The organism is Domibacillus sp., assembly GCF_031181085.1.
Lineage (GTDB): Bacteria > Bacillota > Bacilli > Bacillales > Domibacillaceae > Domibacillus.
Genome location: NZ_JAPSLE010000001.1, coordinates 550,210 through 569,537, shown reverse-complemented (window position 1 = coordinate 569,537; position 19,328 = coordinate 550,210). Strand labels below are relative to the sequence as shown.

The 19,328-nt window shown below is 36.1% G+C and carries 24 protein-coding genes and 1 pseudogene; 10 read left to right on the top strand and 15 right to left on the bottom strand.

Features of this window, described 5'->3' with window-relative positions; all coding sequences use genetic code 11:
- Window positions 1-163: 163 nt before the first annotated feature.
- The 5 genes from RIN81_RS03115 to RIN81_RS03095 all read right to left on the bottom strand — a co-directional run bounded on the left by RIN81_RS03115 (window position 164) and on the right by RIN81_RS03095 (window position 2,886).
- Window positions 164-706 carry a BA5345 family protein gene (locus RIN81_RS03115; protein ID WP_309087288.1) on the bottom strand — a complete coding sequence of 181 codons (543 nt, stop codon included), beginning with the start codon at window positions 704-706 and terminating at the stop codon, window positions 164-166.
- A 98-nt stretch (window positions 707-804) separates the two neighbouring features.
- Window positions 805-984, bottom strand: a complete 180-nt coding sequence (locus RIN81_RS03110) for a sigma factor-like helix-turn-helix DNA-binding protein (protein ID WP_309087286.1) — start codon at window positions 982-984, stop codon at window positions 805-807.
- 45 nt (window positions 985-1,029) lie between these two features.
- Window positions 1,030-1,296, bottom strand: a complete 267-nt coding sequence (locus RIN81_RS03105) for a hypothetical protein (RefSeq protein ID WP_309087284.1) — start codon at window positions 1,294-1,296, stop codon at window positions 1,030-1,032.
- A 316-nt stretch (window positions 1,297-1,612) separates the two neighbouring features.
- Entirely contained in the window at window positions 1,613-2,692 is a 1,080-nt protein-coding gene (locus RIN81_RS03100; RefSeq protein ID WP_309087282.1) for a GTP pyrophosphokinase, read from the bottom strand.
- Complete coding sequence (locus RIN81_RS03095) at window positions 2,689-2,886, bottom strand: XtrA/YqaO family protein (protein WP_309087280.1); 198 nt, start codon at window positions 2,884-2,886, stop codon at window positions 2,689-2,691. The genes RIN81_RS03100 and RIN81_RS03095 overlap by 4 nt, the downstream gene beginning before the upstream one ends.
- Window positions 2,887-3,067: 181 nt before the next feature.
- On the opposite strand from RIN81_RS03095, the gene RIN81_RS03090 reads away from it, so the two are divergent.
- The 5 genes from RIN81_RS03090 to RIN81_RS03070 all read left to right on the top strand — a co-directional run bounded on the left by RIN81_RS03090 (window position 3,068) and on the right by RIN81_RS03070 (window position 6,893).
- Window positions 3,068-3,235: an aspartyl-phosphate phosphatase Spo0E family protein gene (locus RIN81_RS03090; RefSeq protein ID WP_309087278.1), complete on the top strand. Its 168-nt coding sequence runs from the start codon at window positions 3,068-3,070 to the stop codon at window positions 3,233-3,235.
- Between the two features lie 116 nt (window positions 3,236-3,351).
- Window positions 3,352-3,537 carry an aspartyl-phosphate phosphatase Spo0E family protein gene (locus RIN81_RS03085; protein WP_309087276.1) on the top strand — a complete coding sequence of 62 codons (186 nt, stop codon included), beginning with the start codon at window positions 3,352-3,354 and terminating at the stop codon, window positions 3,535-3,537.
- 488 nt (window positions 3,538-4,025) lie between these two features.
- On the top strand, window positions 4,026-4,310 hold the full coding sequence (locus RIN81_RS03080; RefSeq protein WP_309087275.1) for a hypothetical protein: 285 nt from the start codon (window positions 4,026-4,028) through the stop codon (window positions 4,308-4,310).
- 929 nt (window positions 4,311-5,239) lie between these two features.
- Window positions 5,240-5,410: a hypothetical protein gene (locus RIN81_RS03075; protein WP_309087273.1), complete on the top strand. Its 171-nt coding sequence runs from the start codon at window positions 5,240-5,242 to the stop codon at window positions 5,408-5,410.
- A 568-nt stretch (window positions 5,411-5,978) separates the two neighbouring features.
- Window positions 5,979-6,893, top strand: a complete 915-nt coding sequence (locus tag RIN81_RS03070) for a class I SAM-dependent methyltransferase (protein ID WP_309087271.1) — start codon at window positions 5,979-5,981, stop codon at window positions 6,891-6,893.
- Between the two features lie 98 nt (window positions 6,894-6,991).
- Here RIN81_RS03070 and RIN81_RS03065 read toward each other — a convergent pair whose 3' ends face one another.
- From RIN81_RS03065 to RIN81_RS03035, 7 genes and pseudogenes are all read right to left on the bottom strand, one after another.
- The gene (locus RIN81_RS03065; RefSeq protein ID WP_309087269.1) at window positions 6,992-7,405 is read right to left on the bottom strand and encodes a RusA family crossover junction endodeoxyribonuclease; all 414 of its coding nucleotides are present in this window, start codon (window positions 7,403-7,405) and stop codon (window positions 6,992-6,994) included.
- A 75-nt stretch (window positions 7,406-7,480) separates the two neighbouring features.
- Window positions 7,481-7,702: a hypothetical protein gene (locus tag RIN81_RS03060; protein WP_309087267.1), complete on the bottom strand. Its 222-nt coding sequence runs from the start codon at window positions 7,700-7,702 to the stop codon at window positions 7,481-7,483.
- A complete protein-coding gene (locus tag RIN81_RS03055; RefSeq protein WP_309087265.1) occupies window positions 7,699-7,875 on the bottom strand; it encodes a hypothetical protein in 177 nt (58 codons plus the stop codon). Before RIN81_RS03055 ends, RIN81_RS03060 begins: the two co-directional genes overlap by 4 nt.
- Window positions 7,862-8,356: pseudogene (locus RIN81_RS03050) on the bottom strand (replicative DNA helicase); the annotation flags it as partial. The pseudogene RIN81_RS03050 and the gene RIN81_RS03055, both read right to left, overlap by 14 nt.
- Window positions 8,357-8,533: 177 nt before the next feature.
- Window positions 8,534-8,773: a hypothetical protein gene (locus RIN81_RS03045; protein ID WP_309087264.1), complete on the bottom strand. Its 240-nt coding sequence runs from the start codon at window positions 8,771-8,773 to the stop codon at window positions 8,534-8,536.
- A gap of 109 nt (window positions 8,774-8,882) precedes the next feature.
- Window positions 8,883-9,473 (bottom strand): TetR/AcrR family transcriptional regulator, encoded by a 591-nt coding sequence (locus RIN81_RS03040; RefSeq protein ID WP_309087262.1) that lies wholly within the window; start codon window positions 9,471-9,473, stop codon window positions 8,883-8,885.
- A 59-nt stretch (window positions 9,474-9,532) separates the two neighbouring features.
- On the bottom strand, window positions 9,533-10,795 hold the full coding sequence (locus RIN81_RS03035) for a HAMP domain-containing sensor histidine kinase (protein WP_309087260.1): 1,263 nt from the start codon (window positions 10,793-10,795) through the stop codon (window positions 9,533-9,535).
- Between the two features lie 290 nt (window positions 10,796-11,085).
- On the opposite strand from RIN81_RS03035, the gene RIN81_RS03030 reads away from it, so the two are divergent.
- The 5 genes from RIN81_RS03030 to RIN81_RS03010 all read left to right on the top strand — a co-directional run bounded on the left by RIN81_RS03030 (window position 11,086) and on the right by RIN81_RS03010 (window position 17,399).
- Window positions 11,086-11,508 (top strand): ImmA/IrrE family metallo-endopeptidase, encoded by a 423-nt coding sequence (locus RIN81_RS03030; RefSeq protein WP_309087258.1) that lies wholly within the window; start codon window positions 11,086-11,088, stop codon window positions 11,506-11,508.
- A gap of 184 nt (window positions 11,509-11,692) precedes the next feature.
- Window positions 11,693-12,844 (top strand): tyrosine-type recombinase/integrase, encoded by a 1,152-nt coding sequence (locus RIN81_RS03025; protein ID WP_309087256.1) that lies wholly within the window; start codon window positions 11,693-11,695, stop codon window positions 12,842-12,844.
- Between the two features lie 1,056 nt (window positions 12,845-13,900).
- Window positions 13,901-15,016: a DNA cytosine methyltransferase gene (locus RIN81_RS03020; protein WP_309087254.1), complete on the top strand. Its 1,116-nt coding sequence runs from the start codon at window positions 13,901-13,903 to the stop codon at window positions 15,014-15,016.
- Window positions 15,016-16,428: an ATP-binding protein gene (locus tag RIN81_RS03015; RefSeq protein WP_309087252.1), complete on the top strand. Its 1,413-nt coding sequence runs from the start codon at window positions 15,016-15,018 to the stop codon at window positions 16,426-16,428. The genes RIN81_RS03020 and RIN81_RS03015 overlap by 1 nt, the downstream gene beginning before the upstream one ends.
- Window positions 16,429-16,430: 2 nt before the next feature.
- Entirely contained in the window at window positions 16,431-17,399 is a 969-nt protein-coding gene (locus tag RIN81_RS03010) for an O-methyltransferase (RefSeq protein WP_309087249.1), read from the top strand.
- Between the two features lie 103 nt (window positions 17,400-17,502).
- On the opposite strand, the gene RIN81_RS03005 is transcribed toward RIN81_RS03010, so the two are convergent.
- From RIN81_RS03005 to RIN81_RS02995, 3 genes are read right to left on the bottom strand one after another with little or no spacing between them, the layout of a single operon-like run.
- Entirely contained in the window at window positions 17,503-18,387 is an 885-nt protein-coding gene (locus tag RIN81_RS03005) for a peptidoglycan-binding protein (protein ID WP_309087247.1), read from the bottom strand.
- Window positions 18,384-18,872: a phage holin family protein gene (locus RIN81_RS03000; RefSeq protein WP_309087245.1), complete on the bottom strand. Its 489-nt coding sequence runs from the start codon at window positions 18,870-18,872 to the stop codon at window positions 18,384-18,386. The genes RIN81_RS03005 and RIN81_RS03000 overlap by 4 nt, the downstream gene beginning before the upstream one ends.
- 19 nt (window positions 18,873-18,891) lie before the next feature.
- The gene (locus tag RIN81_RS02995; protein WP_309087243.1) at window positions 18,892-19,326 is read right to left on the bottom strand and encodes a hypothetical protein; all 435 of its coding nucleotides are present in this window, start codon (window positions 19,324-19,326) and stop codon (window positions 18,892-18,894) included.
- Window positions 19,327-19,328: the final 2 nt, after the last annotated feature.

Here is a 19,328-nt window from a genome sequence, read left to right as displayed (position 1 = left end):
GATCGTATCATTAGATCCGAAAAAAATTTTCGTTTAAAAATATGATCTTTCTTCGTGAGTGCCGGAACTACGGTATGAAGAAAATTATTTAACCCCGCCGGCTGGCAGGGTTTATTTTTACTCTCTCATATATACGGTATTTGTACGACAATGCAAAGGGATTTTATTCTTTAATCTGTCTTTTGAAAAAGTCTAGATTTTTATCGAAATGTTTTTGGTTGAAATGAACGATGATAAACATAACAATGTTTACGATTAAAATAATAATACAAGGAATATTAACAACGTCGGAATAAAACACAGCTAAAGAAGCTACAGTCATAATTGATAAAGCATGACTAGTTTTAAGAGCTCTTAATTCATGTACTCTGGATAAGAGATGTCTGTAACGCTCTCTTATTTTCCCGCCTTTATTTTCAGAATCAAAGATAATCCTATCCAGTTCATACTCTTCTTTAAAAAATTTGTTCTTATTTGGTGTCCATATAATGAAACCAAAAAACATACTCACCTGATGAATTAAGTATCCAACCGGAACACCTAAACCAGCCAAAATAGCCCCTAAACCTATTAATGATAAGCCCTCTTTTCCTTTAAGGTCCGATATATAATTAGGATTGTCAGTAAACACATAAAATATAATCGTGATTAAATAAACCCATCCCGGAATTCCCCATCGGATCAAGTGTTTTGTGTCAAAGTTCATCCTATTATACTCCCTCTCTTTATCTATGCATTTATATTCTAGTAATACAGATACTATTCCTTCTTAATGATAGCTTGTTAGAACAGAAAAAGCCTTTCTCACGAAACAAGAAAAAGGCTGCCGTTTTTGCTTTCTTCAATTTTCCGTTCGGCTCTCTCAAAATACGTTTGGACAGATGATTTAGTAAGCCCCGGCAACTCCGCAGTGTACTCGTAGGTCAATCCTTCTGCTTTTACTAAGGTAAATATATCTCTTTCCCTTACTGTTAAATCAGCCAATACATCATCCAGCAGACATTGTTCATGCGGTGTGAGTTTTCTCTCTTAACTTACCGTGCGGATTGGTACAACTGCTTCTATCAGTTTCGGATCTAATGTATGAACTCCTGTTCGATCTGCCCCGCGTCTTGTATCTGGATTCCGGCCAGATGTCATCCATTGAATCGCAAACTCCATTTCGCTAATCATGCTATTAATAAGCGTCTTATCCTGACTATCTTGCCCCGACAATTCCGGTTTAGCTCCGATAGCTGCCTTCATTTCTTTGAGCACTCTAAGTGATTGTTTATATTCATAAATGAGTGTCCGCATGTTCATTCTCCTTTATCTTTTTATTTATATGCTCCACCGCGGCCGCGACGAAGTGTTTTCATGTTTATATTCATCAAGTAGCGTAAATCTCTATCGGATACCTTTTCTGTCTTTTTAGCAGGGTTTCTTTCTCGGATTACGATTGTTCTGTTTCTTTTTCGTTGATGCCGGTAGCGAATTCACTCTCTGCCACTGCTCCAGCTGCTCTTTCATCGTTTTTATCGGCTTCTCTCCTCTTCGGCAAATAAAAAAGGACACCAAACAGCGCACGAATTTTCGTGTCTGTTCAGTGTCCTTCGGATGGCTGAGAGAACTTTTATGGTGTGAATTTTGCATTAAATAGTTCTTGAAAATCTTCAATAATTGAATCTATATTTTCGTTTCCAATAGGTGACAAACTAACATAATTTTTCAGCTTTTTAAGAGAGTAGTTCTCAAAAATAAGCAGGTAATAAAGATAGAATAATGATATATCATATGGAAGCGCGGTTATTAAATTTTTCTCGACTATATCCTTGTTCCATTTTAGATAGAAATTAATTATTTTTTCTTTCTTTTCCTTAAGAAGTTCATCCAATTGTGCAATAGTACTAATACCAAAAAACTCAAGTGAATCCAAATTCGCTTTTGCTTCAGTTCCATCTCTTATTATCTTTGTCAATCCAGTCTTAGTACTGATCTCTTGATTAATCGATTCAATAATAGATGATTTTTCTATATATTCTGTAAGCGTAATTTTATCGATTAGAATTTCTAATGATTTATTTTCTATTTTCTTCTCAACTTCCTGTTCATAATTTTTCAAAAACTCCTTGATTCTTAAAAACTCGTTATCTGCAATTTCTAACAATCCGGCAATTCTCGAAAAGTCCCTTCTAATTTCTCTAGGTATTTCTTTTTTTGATTTATATCCAATATCATGCTCTATTTCAGCCCATGCGTGTTGCAAAATTGATCGAATTTGTATTTCGAATTTGATTCCTTTAAAGTTTTTGTATTCAGGAGATCTTAACTTTTCGTCATTAAATTCCACCACATAGTGTAAAGAAGAATAGCCGAACCTGTCAGGATCCATTACTCTTTTATCCACAGAATTTTGTTCATCAATTTTAAATTCTTTCTCAATAACTTTTGCCATTTTATCAAGATCATCATTAAAATACGTAATTACCCTAATACCAACTACATCCGTAATATCGTTTATATTTTTATACTTTTCTTGTTTTTTTTCTATTTTCTTTTTTAAGCTATCTTTTTCTTTTACTCTTACTTTTACATCATGTACTTCTATATTGTTTTCTTTGCTTAGAATTTCAATTAAAGTTTTTAAACGCGGTTTAAGTAATTCGAACAATTCCTTTTGGCTTTCATAAACTTCAAGAATGCTTTTGTTCAATAAAACTCTTCCCCTTCCTCCCGTCCCATCCGCTTCACTTTACCCTGGTGCGTGACGATCTTGTATTCCCCGTGTGTTGGCAGTTCTCTAACTTTAACCTTACTGTCACAGATAACCAAAACACATGTACCTGGTATTTCCATTATATCCAATTCCAGCTTCATTGTGGAAGGATCAATTATAATGTCTTTCATAGATGAAAAGCCCCCAGTCTGTTAAAATAGAAGTGCGAGTAATACTTTAAAGGCCGGGGACTTGTTCTCGGCTTTTTCTTTTGATGAAAAATACATTTTTCGACAAATAACTATTTCCTTTTTTATATATATGTTCTATAATCTTCCTAAAGATGGTTACTATGAACTCAGGAGGAACGTCATGAATTATACCCAAGGCGCTTTTTGTGACTTACTTGCTCGTATTAACAACCTTCGCCATCTAATGATTACAGCTGGACAGCAATATGGCCTTGGTAGCCAGGAAACGTTGCGTTACAGTGAACAGTTAGATGAGCTTATCCTTCAATATCAATTTCAAAATAGATGATTCAATTTAAAGCCGGATAAGTTTCGGCTTTTTTTATTTAATTTCAAACCAATAGTTTCTTTCTTTTTTATATGGGTATATATACCTTAGCAAAATAGAAATAGAGAAACAAAAGTATGGAAAAAGAAAAAGATGGAATCAATTATTTACTTCTAGAAATAGAAAAGAATCGTGAATTATTGAACGTTGCCATTCAGTTACACGGAATTTCTAACAAAGAAGCATTGAATCACAGTGAAGAGTTGAATAAATTGATTCTCCATGTCCAACTTCATAATCGAAAAGCTCCTTATTGTACTTAACGAGGTTGCCCAACTTTACATATTAAATTAGACAGTCAGATTCCATACTGACTGTTTTTGAATATTGTTCTTTAATTCGGGTAAATGGTCAATATCCAGGCGTTAAATAATAAGCCCCCTGCAGTTATGTAACGCCCTTGGTATTATCTTTGGCCTTGGAGCTTGGAAACCTCCTTGGCTTTCTTGTATAAATTTTTCTTGAATGGTCCATACTGTGGCATGGGTAAGCCACCCCTCCTGCAGTCAGGTTTTTTACACCTGGCTGCTTTTTTATGCACATCCCCACCGATTCTTCACCATTTCGAGATGTTTCAGCGTTACTTATCCTCCTGGCAAAATATCATTATCAGTATCCGTGCCTTGCATATCGCTTCCTCCATAAAAAACCCCCAATCTGTTTCTTTATTATCTAAAAGCAGGCAATCTTCTTATACAACTTAAAAGTAAGCGAATATCCTACTAAGGTAACTTTAAAAGGGGGACTTTTAATGAAATTGGATCAAACGTTAAAGGATCTTTTAGCAAAAGCAAATTTATATGGACTGCTTGCAAAAAAGTATGAGTATCTAGATCCTGAAAAGCACATGTATTATGATCTAAAACACTTTCATTACGTAACGAGGGTTGAACAGCATTACATGATGCTCAAAAGGCGTAACGACGCCCCTCATATGATGATGTCTGAAGAATATAACAATGCTCCTCATATGATGATGCCTCAAGGCCACAACAATGCTCCTAACATGATGCCTGGACAGTTTCCAAGGTATTAATTTTATTGAGAAGTCGTTTTTCACGGCTTCTTTTTAGCTAAAGAACGCTTTTATCGTTTCTTCCTCCGCGACTGCACTCCATTACTGTCACTTCCATCCCAATCCCCATTCTCATTGAGGACACCAGACCACTTCTTTTACTTAATTTTTAATGAACCATTAATTACAGTAAACTGAAAAACATGATATAATTCCAACATGTTCCAAATACAACTGCCGTGTAAGGTGCAAAACTTTGTTAAATAAAACTACAATTAAATTCTTCATTCTGATTATTGGATTATTTCTTGCAATCTTCACTAAAAAAATAGAATACGTTGGACTGGCAGCAATTCTTATGATTACTATTGAGACTCTTCATTGGTATAGAAAAAAAGATGATCCTTCGGCTTGAAAAAACATCTGATAAAACCACCCTTTATGTTTAGTCATCAATTATGGATTAATGCTACTAAGGAGATGTACATATGTTTGAAGCACTTTATCTAATCGGATATTATCTTTCACCTGTTTTGTGTGTAGTTTTTATCCTTAATGCTATTTCATTAGCCAAAAAGATTAGAGATCGTAACCCGAATACCACTCGAAATACTTTTTTCGTAACATTATCCTTCACATTACTCTTTTGTTCCCTTTGGTGGTCAGCAACCTTTTTTAGGTGATGCTCAAATGCAATTCCATTTCTCTTTTCGAGTTTATTAACCGTCTCTGTGTACTATTATGGAGGGGAACCCGCCTCTGCTGATTAAGCAGCACGGGTCTAATCGCCTTCTTCTTTCTGAAAAGTAACTTTTCGCCCCTCTTTCCACCTCTTATCAAGGCTTCCACCCCTTTTATTCAATTTTTTGGACGCACTGTTGATTAGCTATTGAGTTTTAGGCACCTTCTCTTTATGGTACAATTATCCAATGCGAAAGGAGGTCTATAAAATGATGAACGGTGATGCGTTTTTCACTATTTTCCCAATTGTTTCCTTGTTGTTTTACATAGCTCCAGTTGTATTTGTATTTTGGTTTTTAATTAAATTCCTTAAAGTACAGCAGGAAAAGAATCAAATTCTAAGATCTATTTCTAACAAGTTAGATAAGTTAAACAATTAGACAGGGGAACCTGTCTTCTCCCTCCAATTATTGGTACAATAAGACGGGAGTGATAATGATGCATAATTCTACGTATTTCATAGCGGCCTATTTAGTAGTAGGAGCGCTTCTTGGTTATATGATTACGGGTCCGAATGGCCTTCTGATTGGTAGCATAGCTGGTTTGCTTCTCGTGATTGCTAATCAATTAAATAGGATTATTGAAAAACTAGATTCATTGCGGAAAGATGCAGAGAAGGCTAAGAAGTGAAGGTCTTCTCTTCTCAACCGTTTCGGTCTATTGTTAAGGGGGTGAAGACCTCTCCCATGTTGATTAAGCAGCTCCGTCCTTCTCGTCTCCTTTTTCAATACAACTCTTCATACTAATCCCAACTCTTGTCAAGGCTTTCACCCCTCTTACTCAATTTTTGGACATACTATTTCATACGAAAAAACGAATTTAAACCATTAAAATAATTGACAAAAAAATCAATATATGCTATAATTTACAAAATTATTATTCCTGTATATAATAAGGTTCTCCTGGCCAGGGGAACCTTATTTTTGTTTTATACGGGAGGATAATTGTATGAAGCCAAATGAGTCCAGTGTAACTTCCTTAGTATCAGCTTTTGGTCGAGCCTACCACAGCAAATATGACACACCGAAAATTTTTGATGATTTTATTGCAATAGAGCTAATTTCCCCAAAAGAGTTCTCTGACATCAAAGAGAATATGATTCAAGGAATACAATTTTTCAACAAAGATATTGCCTTAAAATTTCAAGATGATCCCGATAAAATTCTAAAATGGATTACACAAGTCCAGCTTTCTCCAACGACCTTGTCACGTTCAGCGTTTTGCGAAAAAGTGTTGCTTAATGAAGTTACTTTAGGTGTGCAGCAGTATGTCATACTTGGAGCTAGGTTAGATTCTTTTTGCTTTCGGCATCCAGGGTTAAAAAACAGCTTAGAAATATTTGAAATTGACTATCCAGCTACACAGGAGTTTAAAAAGAAAAGGCTGGAAGATGCTAGTCTTGAAATTCCTGATAATCTTCATTTTGTTCCTATGGACTTCACCAACGAATTTTCTTCTCAAGATCTTATCAATGAAGGGTTTGATAACAAAAAAACTTTTTTTAGCCTTTTGGGTGTTTCTTATTATTTGACTAAAGAAGAAGTTTCAAACTTAATAAATAATTTATTTGCCAAAGTCCCACCAGGCAGTTCTATCGTTTTTGATTATGCTGACGAAAAACTTTTTGAAGAAAAAGGATTATCTAATAGAGTTGAAAATATGGTAAAAATGGCTTCAATAGGTGGAGAACCAATGAAGTCATGCTTCACTTATGATGAAGTCGAAAATATGTTAGAAAAATCGGGTTTACTCATTTATGAACATTTATCACCGACAAAAATAAACGATCTTTTCTTTAATAATCGAACAGATTATTTGTCTGCATTCGAAACAATTCATTACATCCATGCTGTGAAAAAATAACATGCTATTACGTTCCCCGCTCAATGCTTAGGATGATTGAGCGGTTTTTAATCATTCATATTCAGCATGCATTTCCGATCAACTGCCGATCAGTCTTGTTATATCTCTTCAACCAGCACTTCTATCCTTGGCGATTCACTATAAAACTTGGAGACAGTCAGATCGACTACCTGGCTGTCATCATTCCAGATTACCTTGTTCAGCGCGTCTTTTATTCCCTTTACATAATTGTCCACGTCTGGTTTTGTGACTGGTCTTAGTATCCCGGCCTCTGCTTCAGCTAATTTCTTCTTGCTGAACCTTTTCAGCATTGGCTTGTACACTTTCACCTTGACCTGCAGCGGCCCTTCCAGCAGCTTAGCTGGCCGGTGTTGTGCCGCCACTATCTTTACATACTCCTTAAAGTTTCTTGATTTAGCCGGATCGTATAAAACGGTGTTTCCACTCCAGTCCTTACCGGCGCGGGGTCGGCCCTGTGCAACCGGCTCGCCGTAAACAGTGAATTGAATCACTTAACCACTTCCTTTTGGTTTCTGATATTGAAATTTGCACAATGTTTATTATGTTTAAAAAGGGATTGTACCTTATTAATACCAAATTCCTTTTGCTGTGAACTGCCGCTGTTCTCCGTTTAAGAATCGAACGTCAATTGCAGCTTGTTGTGGGTTAGATTTCACTTCAACAACATTTCCAAGCCCATATTGCTCACGTTCTCTCCTTGTTAGAGATGATAAATGCTTCTGATGTGCCCGAATGAACCACCTGCGCTCGGCATCTGTTAAATGCTCATAGCCTTGAATCGGTGTCATGCTGTTTTCCCCCTTTGTTGATCTAAATACCTGCTGAACATATGAACAGCCTCTATGATAGAAGCTGGCTCTGTTTCTTCTCCTGCAGCTAAAATCATTTGTACAGGAGCCATTATATGTCCTGTTTTCTTATGGTGCTCCTTCAGCATTTCATACACCTCATGCCGGCTCATGGTTCCAGCTCCTTTCAAGATTTACAAATTTGCTGTATTCCTTCACGAAAGCTAGCTCAACGGTACCAATAGGGCCATTCCGCTGTTTGGCTAGAATGACTTCCACTACATTCTTCGCTTCACTTTCCTTGTTGTAATACTCGTCCCGGTAAAGGAATGATACGATATCGGCGTCCTGCTCGATGGATCCTGAATCACGTAAATCAGACATCATTGGCCGCTTATCCTGACGCTGTTCGACCGCTCGGCTTAACTGGCTCAGGAGCATAACCGGTATATCAAATTGGCGTGCCATTTGCTTAAGCTCTCGAGTAATGTATCCGATGGCCAAGGCATACCGTTCAAACTTGCCAATCGGCGTAATCAGTTGCAGATAATCAATTACCACAATATGCTTCTTGCCTGGATGCTCCCGTTTCGTTTTTCGGACAGCTGCCCGTATATCAGCCACTGTCTGGCGAGGATTGTCAATGTAATAAAGTAAATTAATGACTTTATTATACAAAGATAAATTAGATAAAAGATTAGATAAAACCAATTCTCCTAGTTGAACTACCTTTTATCTATACTTAATTCTCACAAAGTTCTTTCTCTCTATTCGTCCTTAAATCAGATAGTAAAAAAGCCGCCTCAGCATGCTCACTGATACGGCTTTTTTTCATTTGTTTTCTTCACTTCGCTTGAGTAGCTGCTCTTTGATCATTCTAGCCTTTTCCTTAATACTTTCTGTTTCTCCCTCTAAAAGCTCTACCTGAAGCCCTCCTGGAAGAAACTCGATTTTAATCAAGTCCCCTTCCTTCACATGAACCCCGAGCTCTTCAACCGATTCATCCTCACGCCATAACAACTTCGCCTGGCCTTTTTCAATAGAATCAATCGTATAAATACCGTTTCTCATCAGTCCATCACACTCACGATTTTCCAAGTTGAATCAAATAACTATGTTGGATCTCCAATATTGGCCCACATGTTAGAAGTTGGCTTTAGTTAAAATTATTATATAGCTCCTACTGAACAGGTATATTTTCCACTGCTACTTCATTACAAAAATTTTTCCAGCCAATATACATCTGATTACTGTAGTCATTGTTTCTAAGTAAGAAAAGTTGAATACCTTCTATTAAACAAATAAGATTTATTGTTAAATCAACAGGTTTTAGATCTTTGAAGACTTTTCGCCGAATTCCCTCTTCAAAAACAGATTGGATCAATGTTATATAAAGATCACTCTGTTTTCCTATAAGCGAATGTATATCTATAGATGCGGGCGGAAAGTATTTAGCTCTTTTCCAAAACTGCACAATGTCTCTGTTTTGTGCAGAAATCTCTATAAGGCCTTTATATATATTGTATAATTTTTCATCTGGTGAAAGATCATCATTATACTTTAATACTTTGTCTGCTACTATACTCTCCCATACGTCAACACAATTCTGTAATACTCCACAATACAAACTTTCTTTATCTTTAAAATGACTGTACATCGTAGATTTAGATATTCCTACGGCATTAGAGATGTCGAACATTGACGTTCCTTCATATCCTTTGATAGTAAATTGTTCAAATGCTTCTTTTATGATACGTTCCTTTGTTTTCAATATTTTCACCTCTGTGTATAACCAAATGATCGGTTAATTGTTTTACGAGTTTTTTTAAACTATTTTTTCATTGGAAGCTTGATCAGGAACTGTGTCCCTTTTCCCTCTTGGCTTTTTACTACAATTTCCCCACCCATTTTCTGAAGGATACTAAAAGACACCATTAAACCAAGTCCTGTACCATTGCTCTTACTTTTTGTCGTAAAATATGGTTCACCTAAACGATTAACTTGTTTTTTGGTCATTCCTTTACCTTGATCAATAATAGTAAGATGTATGAAATCTAACTTCTCGACCATCCCTACTGTGACCTTACCACCAGCCGGCATGGCCTCAATCGCATTTTTGATAATATTTAGTACCGCTTGTTGGAATTTTTTCTTTTCTCCCTGAACATATAGGTTATCTCCTTCTATTTTAGAAAAGCTAATCTGCACGTTCGTTCTGCTAGCTAAAGGAGTCATAATTTCAATTACTTGATAAACTTCTTCAAAGATGAAAAGATTTTCTGTCTTTTCAGGAGCTGCTCTTGCGAATATCAAATAGTCATTAATAATTTCTGTTGCCTTGTCCAATTCTTTGATGGAAAAAGAAAGGTATTCCTTAATTTCTAGATGTTCTTCTTTTTCGTAAGATAATTGAATAAAACCTTTACAAGATGCTAAGGGGTTTCTTACCTCATGTGAAATACTCGCAGCTAAATGACTAACAACTTCTAACTTTTCTGCTTTTGATACTTTTTCGAGTATTGTAAAACTTTTGTTTATGCTCTCACAAATAAAAGTTGCTATTAACATTACGATAATGCTTATTAAAGAATATTCGATCCACATTATGTCTGTTAAATTGTTATTCGTCATTATCATGGAAGCAATGTATGTAATTAGTAATGAAATGAGTACTGTTAATCCGCTTGTAAGCATCTTCATTTTAAAAGACATTTTAATGAAGAACGGAGATAAAACACTTGTCAAAATGGCCATTCCAGCGTAAGTACAGACTGTAATATAAAACCCTACTCCTGAAATTATGTAGCGAAAGAGGAGTACAAAAGCTAAAAGGAAGAGACCATGTCTATACCCACCGTACAAAAAACCTAACAGGAATGGAATTCTTCGAAGATCCCAAGTAAGACCCTCTTGTAAAGAAAAAGGAAAAGACATGCACATTCCAATAGATATTAAAGGACAAATAACAATCCACGATTCTTTTAACCATTCAAGATTGTATATATATTTTATAAAATAAGCGACGTGCATTAACAACATTGGTAACAGAATAAATAGTACATTTATTAAAAGTTCTTTTGTTATTAAATCCATGAACCCCACTACTCTTCACCTCCATTAAATCACAAAAGTAGAAAGTCAATCATTTAATCTTCACAACCGATCGATCGGTCGGTTTTCAAAACTTATTTTATTATAACCCTTAACTAATTTTCTGTCTAAGTCTTTTCCTAGAGTTATAAAAAGTGATAAACCTTTCCTTTTTAGTTGATTTATTATATACCCATACCAAACATATATTCTCATATTTGTCAATTGGAAAAGAGGCGGTTACTTTGGGCTATACGAAAACACATCTAGAAGAGTTTGTGGAGGCATTATACATGAAGATTGGTGTCTCAAGACCAGCAGAATTAGATATTGAGTTAATTGCAGCACGAATGGGAATTATAGTAGACTACATACCCGGCCCTAGCAAAGGCGTAGAAGTGGGTTCACATTCAATTATTATGTTAAACAACTCTCTTTCTCCTGCCTTGCAGTGGCAAGAATTCGCACATGAGTTAGCACATATTCTTCGTCATTCTGGAAATCAATACATACTTCCTCATGATTTTAGGATGTTACAAGAATGGCAGGCAAGCCACTTCGCTTTATATTTCTGCATACCTGGTTCAATGCTTCAGGATATTGACCTTCCTAATTCCAAGCAAGAAGCCATTTTAAAAGTAATGGATACCTTTCACGTTACCCCTACTTTTGCATCTGCTCGAATTGATCAATGGTTTAACCATATATTTTTTTAACTTAAAAAGAACGTATATTCCGAATAAGGGGTTGTTACAACATTTTTATACATAATGACATGAAGCTCTTTGCTTTTTGTATGATATATAGCGTTTCATGGATATATATTGGGACGACTTGTATTCATCTGTATATTGAATCATACAGCGTAAAGCGAAATGATAAAGAAAAGGAGTGGGATCAATGGCCAGCTTTCGAAAACGCGGCGAAAAGTGGGAATACCGGATCGTTTTTAAAGATCCTTATACTCAGAAGAAGCGAGAAAAAACAAAAGGTGGATTTGCAACAAAGAAGGAAGCACAGCTTGCTGCACGAAATATGGAGATACAATTAGAAGAAGGAATAGTAGAGACAAGCATTTCTTTACAATCTTATCTACATGAATGGCTGCATGAGCATAAAAAAGATTCGGTCCGGCGAAATACTTTTGATCTTCATGAAGCTAATATTCGAAATCATATCAACCCATATTTTAAAAATTTATTATTGAAGGATTTATCCCCTTCTAAATATCAAAAGTTTTTAAATAATCTTTATCAGGCGAATTATAGTAGGCGTACTATTGAAATCATTCATGGTACCCTTTTTAATGCAATGAAAAAGGCTGTAACACAGCGCAGACTTTCCTTTAACCCTTGTGAAGGAGCCACAATAAAGGGTTCCATAAAGAAAAGAGAAGTGAAATTTATTGATTCAGATAATATCCCTTCTTTTCTAAAAGAAGCTTACCAATACGGTTATGTATACTGGCTCTTCTTCCTTGTATTGATTGAAACAGGACTTCGAAAAGGTGAAGGTGAAGCTGCTGCTCTGCAGTGGCCAGATATTAACTTAAAAGACCAAACTATTACAGTATCGAAGACCTTAGATTTTAAAGAAAAAACAAAAGACAAGCTCTTTGGAGACACGAAGAATTATAACTCTCGTCGTACCATCACTATTAGTAAATCATTAACACGCATTCTTCAGGATCATTTTAAAAATCAAAATCAGAACAAGCTAGCACTTGGCGATTTATATCATCATGATTTGAATTTAGTTCTTTGCCGTAGTGATGGAAACTACATGCCGAAATCTTCACTATTTAATGCTTTTAAAAAGATATTGGCACGTATAGATCATCCTCAGCTCCCTATTCATTCACTTCGCCATACGCATGTGGTATTGCAAATGGAGGCTGGTGCAGATTTAAAGTATATCCAGGAACGATTAGGCCATGGAGGAATTGAAATAACAGCTGATGTTTATGCCCATCTTTCAAAGAAATTAGAGGAACAGCAAATGGGCCGTTTCGAGGAATATACAAAGAACCTTTTCGGGCAAAAAAACTCGTAGAAAAAAAGATGGGCAAATGATGGGCAAGCAGCTATTAAGCTACCTGACCTATTAATTTGCCCAACAAAGAAAAACCCCTTGAAGCCATATGGCTCAAGGGGTTGTCCATCTTAGTACATTGACATGTACTGTTCGCGCTCCCATGGGTGTACTTGTGTGCGGAACACATACTGCTAATCATTCTTAATCATTCTTACCTTCAAAACCCCTCTATATCAACAAACCCAAGAAAATCCCCTTCATCTTAATGAATCTTATGACCAAAAATTTTGGTCATTGCTTGGACAAAATTTTGGTCATTAACCTAAAAGCCCTTTTGCATTTTCCTTCTATATTATATAACACTGTTTTAAAACTACTATATACATCATATTTCGATTTGTGATAACAAAATGGGGATCGATTGATTTATCATGACTTTACTCATAAAGAAGCACCCTGTTACCTTATATGTAAGGAGTGATCTTTATGTGGCGTAAAAAAGAAGAAATAGTAATGATCTGCTCTTTTTGCCAAGTTGAAATAAAAGAAACTGACCATGTAGGTATTACACCGATACACAGCGTGGTCATTTACTTTGTGATGCTTGGCCAATGCCTGGAGAACATATTATTAATGAGGGTTCATTTAGGGATAGACTGGCTACGGCTAGTCTTCTTTAAGTTATCAGTGATAAACAAGCAAACAACTTTAAGATATTTGTTATCACAAGGACAGACATATGACTCTACATTAAATAGGATGAAAACAATTCTGTCACTTATCTAACTATACATACTTCTTCGAACTGAAATACCTTTACGCTTCCCCTCTTTTTCCTGCTGACTCAACATATAATCCTTTCATAAGTTTGTTGAATTTTACGGGATATTATTGTTTTTTTTTCCAAAATCGTTGTTTTATCTAGGTATAAAGCATTAAAATGTAGAAGAGTCTTTTTAAGCTACACTTTCTTGCTTTATATTGAGAAAATAATGTATACTTTTTTATTTTCTTGATCGATAAAAATACTCTACATATCGATTTTGAATTTATATGTAGAAAGGAACAAACATAATGAAAAACATTATTGACTTATTCTCGGGCGTGGGAGGCTTAAGCTTAGGAGCTACACACGCCAACCTTAATTTAGTTGGGGCTGTTGAATTAGACAAAGAAGCGATAGCAATGCATCAACTAAATTTCCCAGATGTTAAACATTTAAAAGAAGATGTATCGATTTTAAAAGGAAAAGATCTTCTGCAAAAGTTTAACCAGAATGAATTATTCGGATTAATCGGCGGCCCCCCCTGTCAGGGGTTTAGTGCAATGGGGAAACAAGATATAAATGATCCTAGAAATCAGCTATTTATACACTTTTTCCGTTTAGTTAAAGAAATTCAACCAGTTTTTTTCTTAGCAGAAAATGTTAGAGGGATTCTTCATCCAAAATTTAGCCCCATATTAAAAAGTGCTTTTCAAGAAGTTAGTGGTAATTACCATCTTTTTAATCCTATAGAGCTAAATGCAAGAGATCTAGGAGTACCAACGTCTCGACCTAGGGTATTTTTTATCGGAATCAGAAAAGACATTAAACATTCTTTAAAAGAAGAGCAGCTTATATCCTTAAAAAAGGAAAAGGTTACTGTGGCGCAAGCATTTCAAGGTCTTGAATTTGATGATTTATTTATGGGTGACTCGCGCAATAAAAACCAATGTTGGACACCTTTGAATGAAATAGAAAGTAATTCATATGCAGAAAGAATATCCTTAATGTCGCACAATATAATAGGTAATGAAGAAAGCAAAAACAAATATTTTCATGAACAGCAAGTGACTGGAATGATTGGGACAAAACATACCCCGAACGTTATAGATAGGTTTAGTATCCTCTCTCCCGGGCAAACTGATAAAACTTCCAGAAGTATGAAATTAGATCCTAATGGTTTTTGTCCAACTTTAAGGGCAGGAACAACTTCAGAAAAAGGAAGCTTTCAAGCAGTACGTCCAATACATCCATTTTATAATCGTGTTATTTCACCAAGAGAAGCAGCCCGAATTCAAGGCTTCCCAGATTGGTTTTTATTTCACCCCACAAAATGGCACAGTTTCAAACAAATTGGAAACAGTGTTAGCCCGATAATGGCGAGTGCAATATTTGAGACAATTATTAAAAACTTGGAGGTACAATAATGGAAGACGTTAAAGCCTTTCCTGCAAAATCATTCTTTGTAAATATGCTCACTAGAGACATTAATCTGTCAGATGCAATTTTAGATTTAATTGATAACTGTGTTGATGGAATTGTGAGAACGATCAGTGGTGATGCTCAAGGCGATAAACCATACGATGGATATTTTGCAAAAGTAACTATTACAAAAGATATGTTCAGTATTGAGGATAATTGCGGAGGTATCCCTTTAGATATCGCTAAAGAGTACGCTTTTAGGATGGGACGTCCAGATCATGAGCAACAATACTTTCGCACTGTAGGTTTATATGGAATCGGCATGAAACGTGCTATCTTCAAACTTGGAAAGAATGCTCTTGTATCATCTTATTCAAATACTGACAAATTCCAAGTAAAGATTGATTCTGATTGGTTACAAAATGATAATAATTGGTCACTTCCTTTAGAGCATACTGAAGATATTGAATTAGAAACACCAGGAACACTTATAAAAGTCACTGATTTATATGAAAATATTTCTGAAGAATTCTCTGTAGATACTTATATAAATAATCTAAAAAAACTTATTTCAAATCATTATTCCTTTATCATTAATAAAGGTTTTAAAGTATACGTCAATGACGAGAGAGTAACCCCTCATAACATTTTATTTATTTATACAAACGATCCAAGTGGAGAAAATATAGCTCCGTATATTTATCAAAGTGAAATTGAAGGTGTAAAAGTCGATCTTAAAGTTGGAATCTATCGAGAAACTCCTTCCGATGAGGATTTAGATGAAGAGCAAGTTGTAAAAAGAACTTCAGAGGATTCTGGTTGGACAATCATTTGTAATGACAGAGTGGTTGTATATAATGATAAAACAATTCTAACTGGATGGGGAGAAGCTACAGTACCAAATTTTCACAATCAATTTATAGGGATAACTGGTGTAGTTCATTTCCAATCAAGCGATGTAAAAAAATTACCTCTTACCACTACTAAAAGAGGTATAGATGCCTCATCAAAAGTTTATTTATATACAAAAAAATACATGCGTGAAGGAACGAAAACTTTCACGAATTATACTAATAAAGTAAAAAAAGATTTACGAAAAGAAAAAGAATTTATGGAGAAAAGCTCCAAAATTTCCTTTGAAGAATTAAATAAACCCGAGTACGTTTCTGCAGAAAAATTTAAACCTATAAGAAATGCTGAACCGATTGAAGTTAATGCAATCAGATTCAAGCCAACTTTACCTGTACCAGAACTCTCCAGCACAAGTAGATCAATTAGATTCTCGAAAGAATTAAGTGAAATTGAAACAGTTTCTAATTATTTATTCGAAGCTCCTGATAGGTCACCTAGTGAGGTGGGAACTGAATGTTTTGATACAATATATAGAGAAGCGTTAAAAGCTCTAAGGGGGGAGTAGAATTGAGTGCAACTACCCTCCCCTATAATTTAAGAACTAACAAAGCTGTTGACCGTTCAATTTTCATGGAATTTTTAATGAAAATGAACGCCTACAAGCCAATTGAGCAGTATACATATATTGGCTTCGGAGCAACACATATGGAAGATTTCAAATTAGTCCACTCTTTATTTGGAATTTCAGATCTTATTTCTATAGAAATGGATTCTTCAATTTTTCAAAGGCAAAAATTTAATAAACCCATAAACTGTATCCAACTAAACAATTGTACTTCAGGGACTTTTATTGATGAATATGATTTCGACAACAACTGTATTATTTGGTTGGATTATGTAGTTCCACGGCAACTTTCAGAACAAATTAGAGAATTTCAATCTTTAATAAAAAAATGTGGCGCTTATGATCTTATCAAAATATCTGTCAATGCTAATCCTGATGCTTTAGGCAATTTTGAAAACGGCGTTTCAAGACAAATCACATTTGAAAAAAGACTTGAAAAGCTAAAATCGAGGATAGGCCAATTTCTTGATGAGTCGGTATCCCCAGAAGATATGACGAAAGATAGGTTGCCAGGCGTCCTTGCAAAAGCATTATTAAACGCTGCAAATGATATAAACAGACGTAGTCATCTTCAATTTTACCCTGTTTCTTCTTTTGCCTATACAGATGTTAACCACCAAATGCTAACTCTTTCTGGGATACTTTTAGAAAAGGATTCAGAATTTCTTTCGAAAATTGAATTAGAAAAATGGCCTTATTATTATGGAACGGATAGAAAAATTCACAAAATTAATCTTCCTGATTTAACTTTTAAGGAACGGTTAATCATTGATTCGCTTCTTCCATGCCAGGATACTGAGGAGATAACAACCCAATTAGATTACAAAGGTATTACTAGCTTTGAGCAAGATCTTATGAATTATATTCAATACTACAGGCATTTCCCTAGTTTTTCTAAAGTTATTTTGTGATTTATTGTGAACCTATTAACTATCGTTCTATTAATTCTTTTCATTTTAAATTATCATCTATAAAAACCTTAAAAAAGCCCCGGCAAAAACGGGGCTTTTTTTACTATGCACTATATGATTTAATTCTTGGATTGTAGCCATACTCAATGGCAATGAGCGCCCGTGCTTCCTCTGCCGACTCAAGCGACGTGAAGACACCAGTATACACACGATTGTCGTTTGCTCCTTTTCTGGCATTGAATCCAATTTCTTTTGCCGCAACTTCTGCCGCTTCTGGCGTGCCGAATGTGCCGGTGACAACACGGAATTCGCCTGGCGTTCCGACCAGTGATTTCTTTTCAAGAAGCTCGTCAATCTTGGCCAGGGTTGCCTTTCTTGCCACTCCATCGATAGTTAGACCAGTACGGCGCTGCAAGATCATAACCGCATTTGTTGTTCCTTTACCGTAAATGCCATCGACACCGTTTGTATCCAGGCCGAGCTTTATAAGCTTTTTCTGCAGGGCAAGAGTCTCTTCTTTACTCATGACATTGATCGGCGCTGCAGCTGCCACGGTCAATCCCTTATCTGTGCCATAGCCTTTATAGTTAAACTGCAGATGAGGACTATCCAAGAATGTTTCATCTCGCCAGTTCCCATCACTGTCCCAGTCACCGCCCCACGTAAATCCGAGCTTCTTGGCATAATTAATCGCACCCATGACCTTACCGCTAACATAAGCATTAACGGACCACTGTGCTTTGCCGTCTACGATCGGCACAAAATCCAAAGCTTGTCCAACTAAATGATAGGATCTCATCGTTCGAGAGGCGCCTTTTGCTATGTTTTCCCGCTGTTGTGCGGCGGTCCGGATCGTTTCATAAATCAGTACATCGATTTTATTGTTTAAACAGTATTGATACCACTTCATTGCCTGCGCCTTTGTATTTGGTGCTAAATCATCTAGGTTTCCAAGGTTTCTTTGATGATACGTAGGTACCCAGCTCATTTATTTACACCGTCCTCTAATTCTTTTTGTGTGATCTCTGTTTTGGTGGTCACTTCTACTTTTTGGATCGTTTTTACGTCTGGCTCTTCTTTTAACTGCGCAAAAACGTTACTGATCTGTTTCGGCACTTTCACGCCAAGATTGCCGAGATTTTCAATAATGCTGATCCCTTCCATTCCGATTAAAAACATGATCATCGTATTTCTCATAAAGTTGCCGCCGGTACCCGCAACTAAGTCCAGCTGCACGGCTAGGATCACTGCGAACATCGAAGCGGCTTTCTTCATAATGCCTTTGAAAGCCACTTTCGAGCCGAATGTTCCGGTCATGATGCCGACCATCCCGCCCGTTATATAATCAGTCGCCATAAAAATTACGAGCGCTTGAGCCAACTGATCAATCCCTCCAATTAAATAAGCGAGAGCTGATAAGCCCCCGCCAACAATGGTGCTATACAAAGTGTCTGTATTATGCTGCATCTGCATGATTTCCACGTCCCTCCTTTTATATAAAATGTCTTGCGCCTTGTTGGTTCGTTAATGCCCTATACAGCTCGTTTGGTGTGCTGTTTTTCAGGTCTTCTCTGCCTAATATCTCGGCAATTAACTCTGAGCAAATTAAAGCATTTGGATTATTTAACACGCCCAGCCGGAAAAGCCGTTTCATTGCATAGCTTAAAACCTGCAGGTAATCATATTTCTTTCCGATAAACGAGTAGGCATTTTGGGCAAGAAAAAAAGCATCCTCTGGAAAGGATACAATCTCATAGTCTGTATAGTGCATATGCTCAATCGATACCCGCTTAAAGCGGTCCGCTTCAATTACATGCTTATCGTCCAAAGCCAGGGCAACATGCGTAAATTCACCTTTGTCAAAATACTGGATCAAGCGGGAAACAAGCGAGCTTCCTTTCACAAAAACAATATCTCCTGCTTTCATGT

Coding starts and splice junctions, on each gene's coding strand:
- RIN81_RS03080 (WP_309087275.1), top strand. CDS start 4,026: ATGAAATTGGATCAAACGTTAAAGGATCTTTTAGCAAAAGCAAATTTA.
- RIN81_RS03055 (WP_309087265.1), bottom strand. CDS start 7,875: ATGAGCCGGCATGAGGTGTATGAAATGCTGAAGGAGCACCATAAGAAA.
- RIN81_RS03000 (WP_309087245.1), bottom strand. CDS start 18,872: ATGCAGATGCAGCATAATACAGACACTTTGTATAGCACCATTGTTGGC.
- RIN81_RS03115 (WP_309087288.1), bottom strand. CDS start 706: ATGAACTTTGACACAAAACACTTGATCCGATGGGGAATTCCGGGATGG.
- RIN81_RS03075 (WP_309087273.1), top strand. CDS start 5,240: ATGATGAACGGTGATGCGTTTTTCACTATTTTCCCAATTGTTTCCTTG.
- RIN81_RS02995 (WP_309087243.1), bottom strand. CDS start 19,326: ATGAAAGCAGGAGATATTGTTTTTGTGAAAGGAAGCTCGCTTGTTTCC.
- RIN81_RS03095 (WP_309087280.1), bottom strand. CDS start 2,886: ATGAAAGACATTATAATTGATCCTTCCACAATGAAGCTGGAATTGGAT.
- RIN81_RS03070 (WP_309087271.1), top strand. CDS start 5,979: ATGAAGCCAAATGAGTCCAGTGTAACTTCCTTAGTATCAGCTTTTGGT.
- RIN81_RS03030 (WP_309087258.1), top strand. CDS start 11,086: ATGAAGATTGGTGTCTCAAGACCAGCAGAATTAGATATTGAGTTAATT.
- RIN81_RS03025 (WP_309087256.1), top strand. CDS start 11,693: ATGGCCAGCTTTCGAAAACGCGGCGAAAAGTGGGAATACCGGATCGTT.
- RIN81_RS03045 (WP_309087264.1), bottom strand. CDS start 8,773: ATGAGAAACGGTATTTATACGATTGATTCTATTGAAAAAGGCCAGGCG.
- RIN81_RS03020 (WP_309087254.1), top strand. CDS start 13,901: ATGAAAAACATTATTGACTTATTCTCGGGCGTGGGAGGCTTAAGCTTA.
- RIN81_RS03005 (WP_309087247.1), bottom strand. CDS start 18,387: ATGAGCTGGGTACCTACGTATCATCAAAGAAACCTTGGAAACCTAGAT.
- RIN81_RS03105 (WP_309087284.1), bottom strand. CDS start 1,296: ATGCGGACACTCATTTATGAATATAAACAATCACTTAGAGTGCTCAAA.
- RIN81_RS03060 (WP_309087267.1), bottom strand. CDS start 7,702: ATGACACCGATTCAAGGCTATGAGCATTTAACAGATGCCGAGCGCAGG.
- RIN81_RS03090 (WP_309087278.1), top strand. CDS start 3,068: ATGAATTATACCCAAGGCGCTTTTTGTGACTTACTTGCTCGTATTAAC.
- RIN81_RS03035 (WP_309087260.1), bottom strand. CDS start 10,795: ATGGATTTAATAACAAAAGAACTTTTAATAAATGTACTATTTATTCTG.
- RIN81_RS03015 (WP_309087252.1), top strand. CDS start 15,016: ATGGAAGACGTTAAAGCCTTTCCTGCAAAATCATTCTTTGTAAATATG.
- RIN81_RS03085 (WP_309087276.1), top strand. CDS start 3,352: ATGGAAAAAGAAAAAGATGGAATCAATTATTTACTTCTAGAAATAGAA.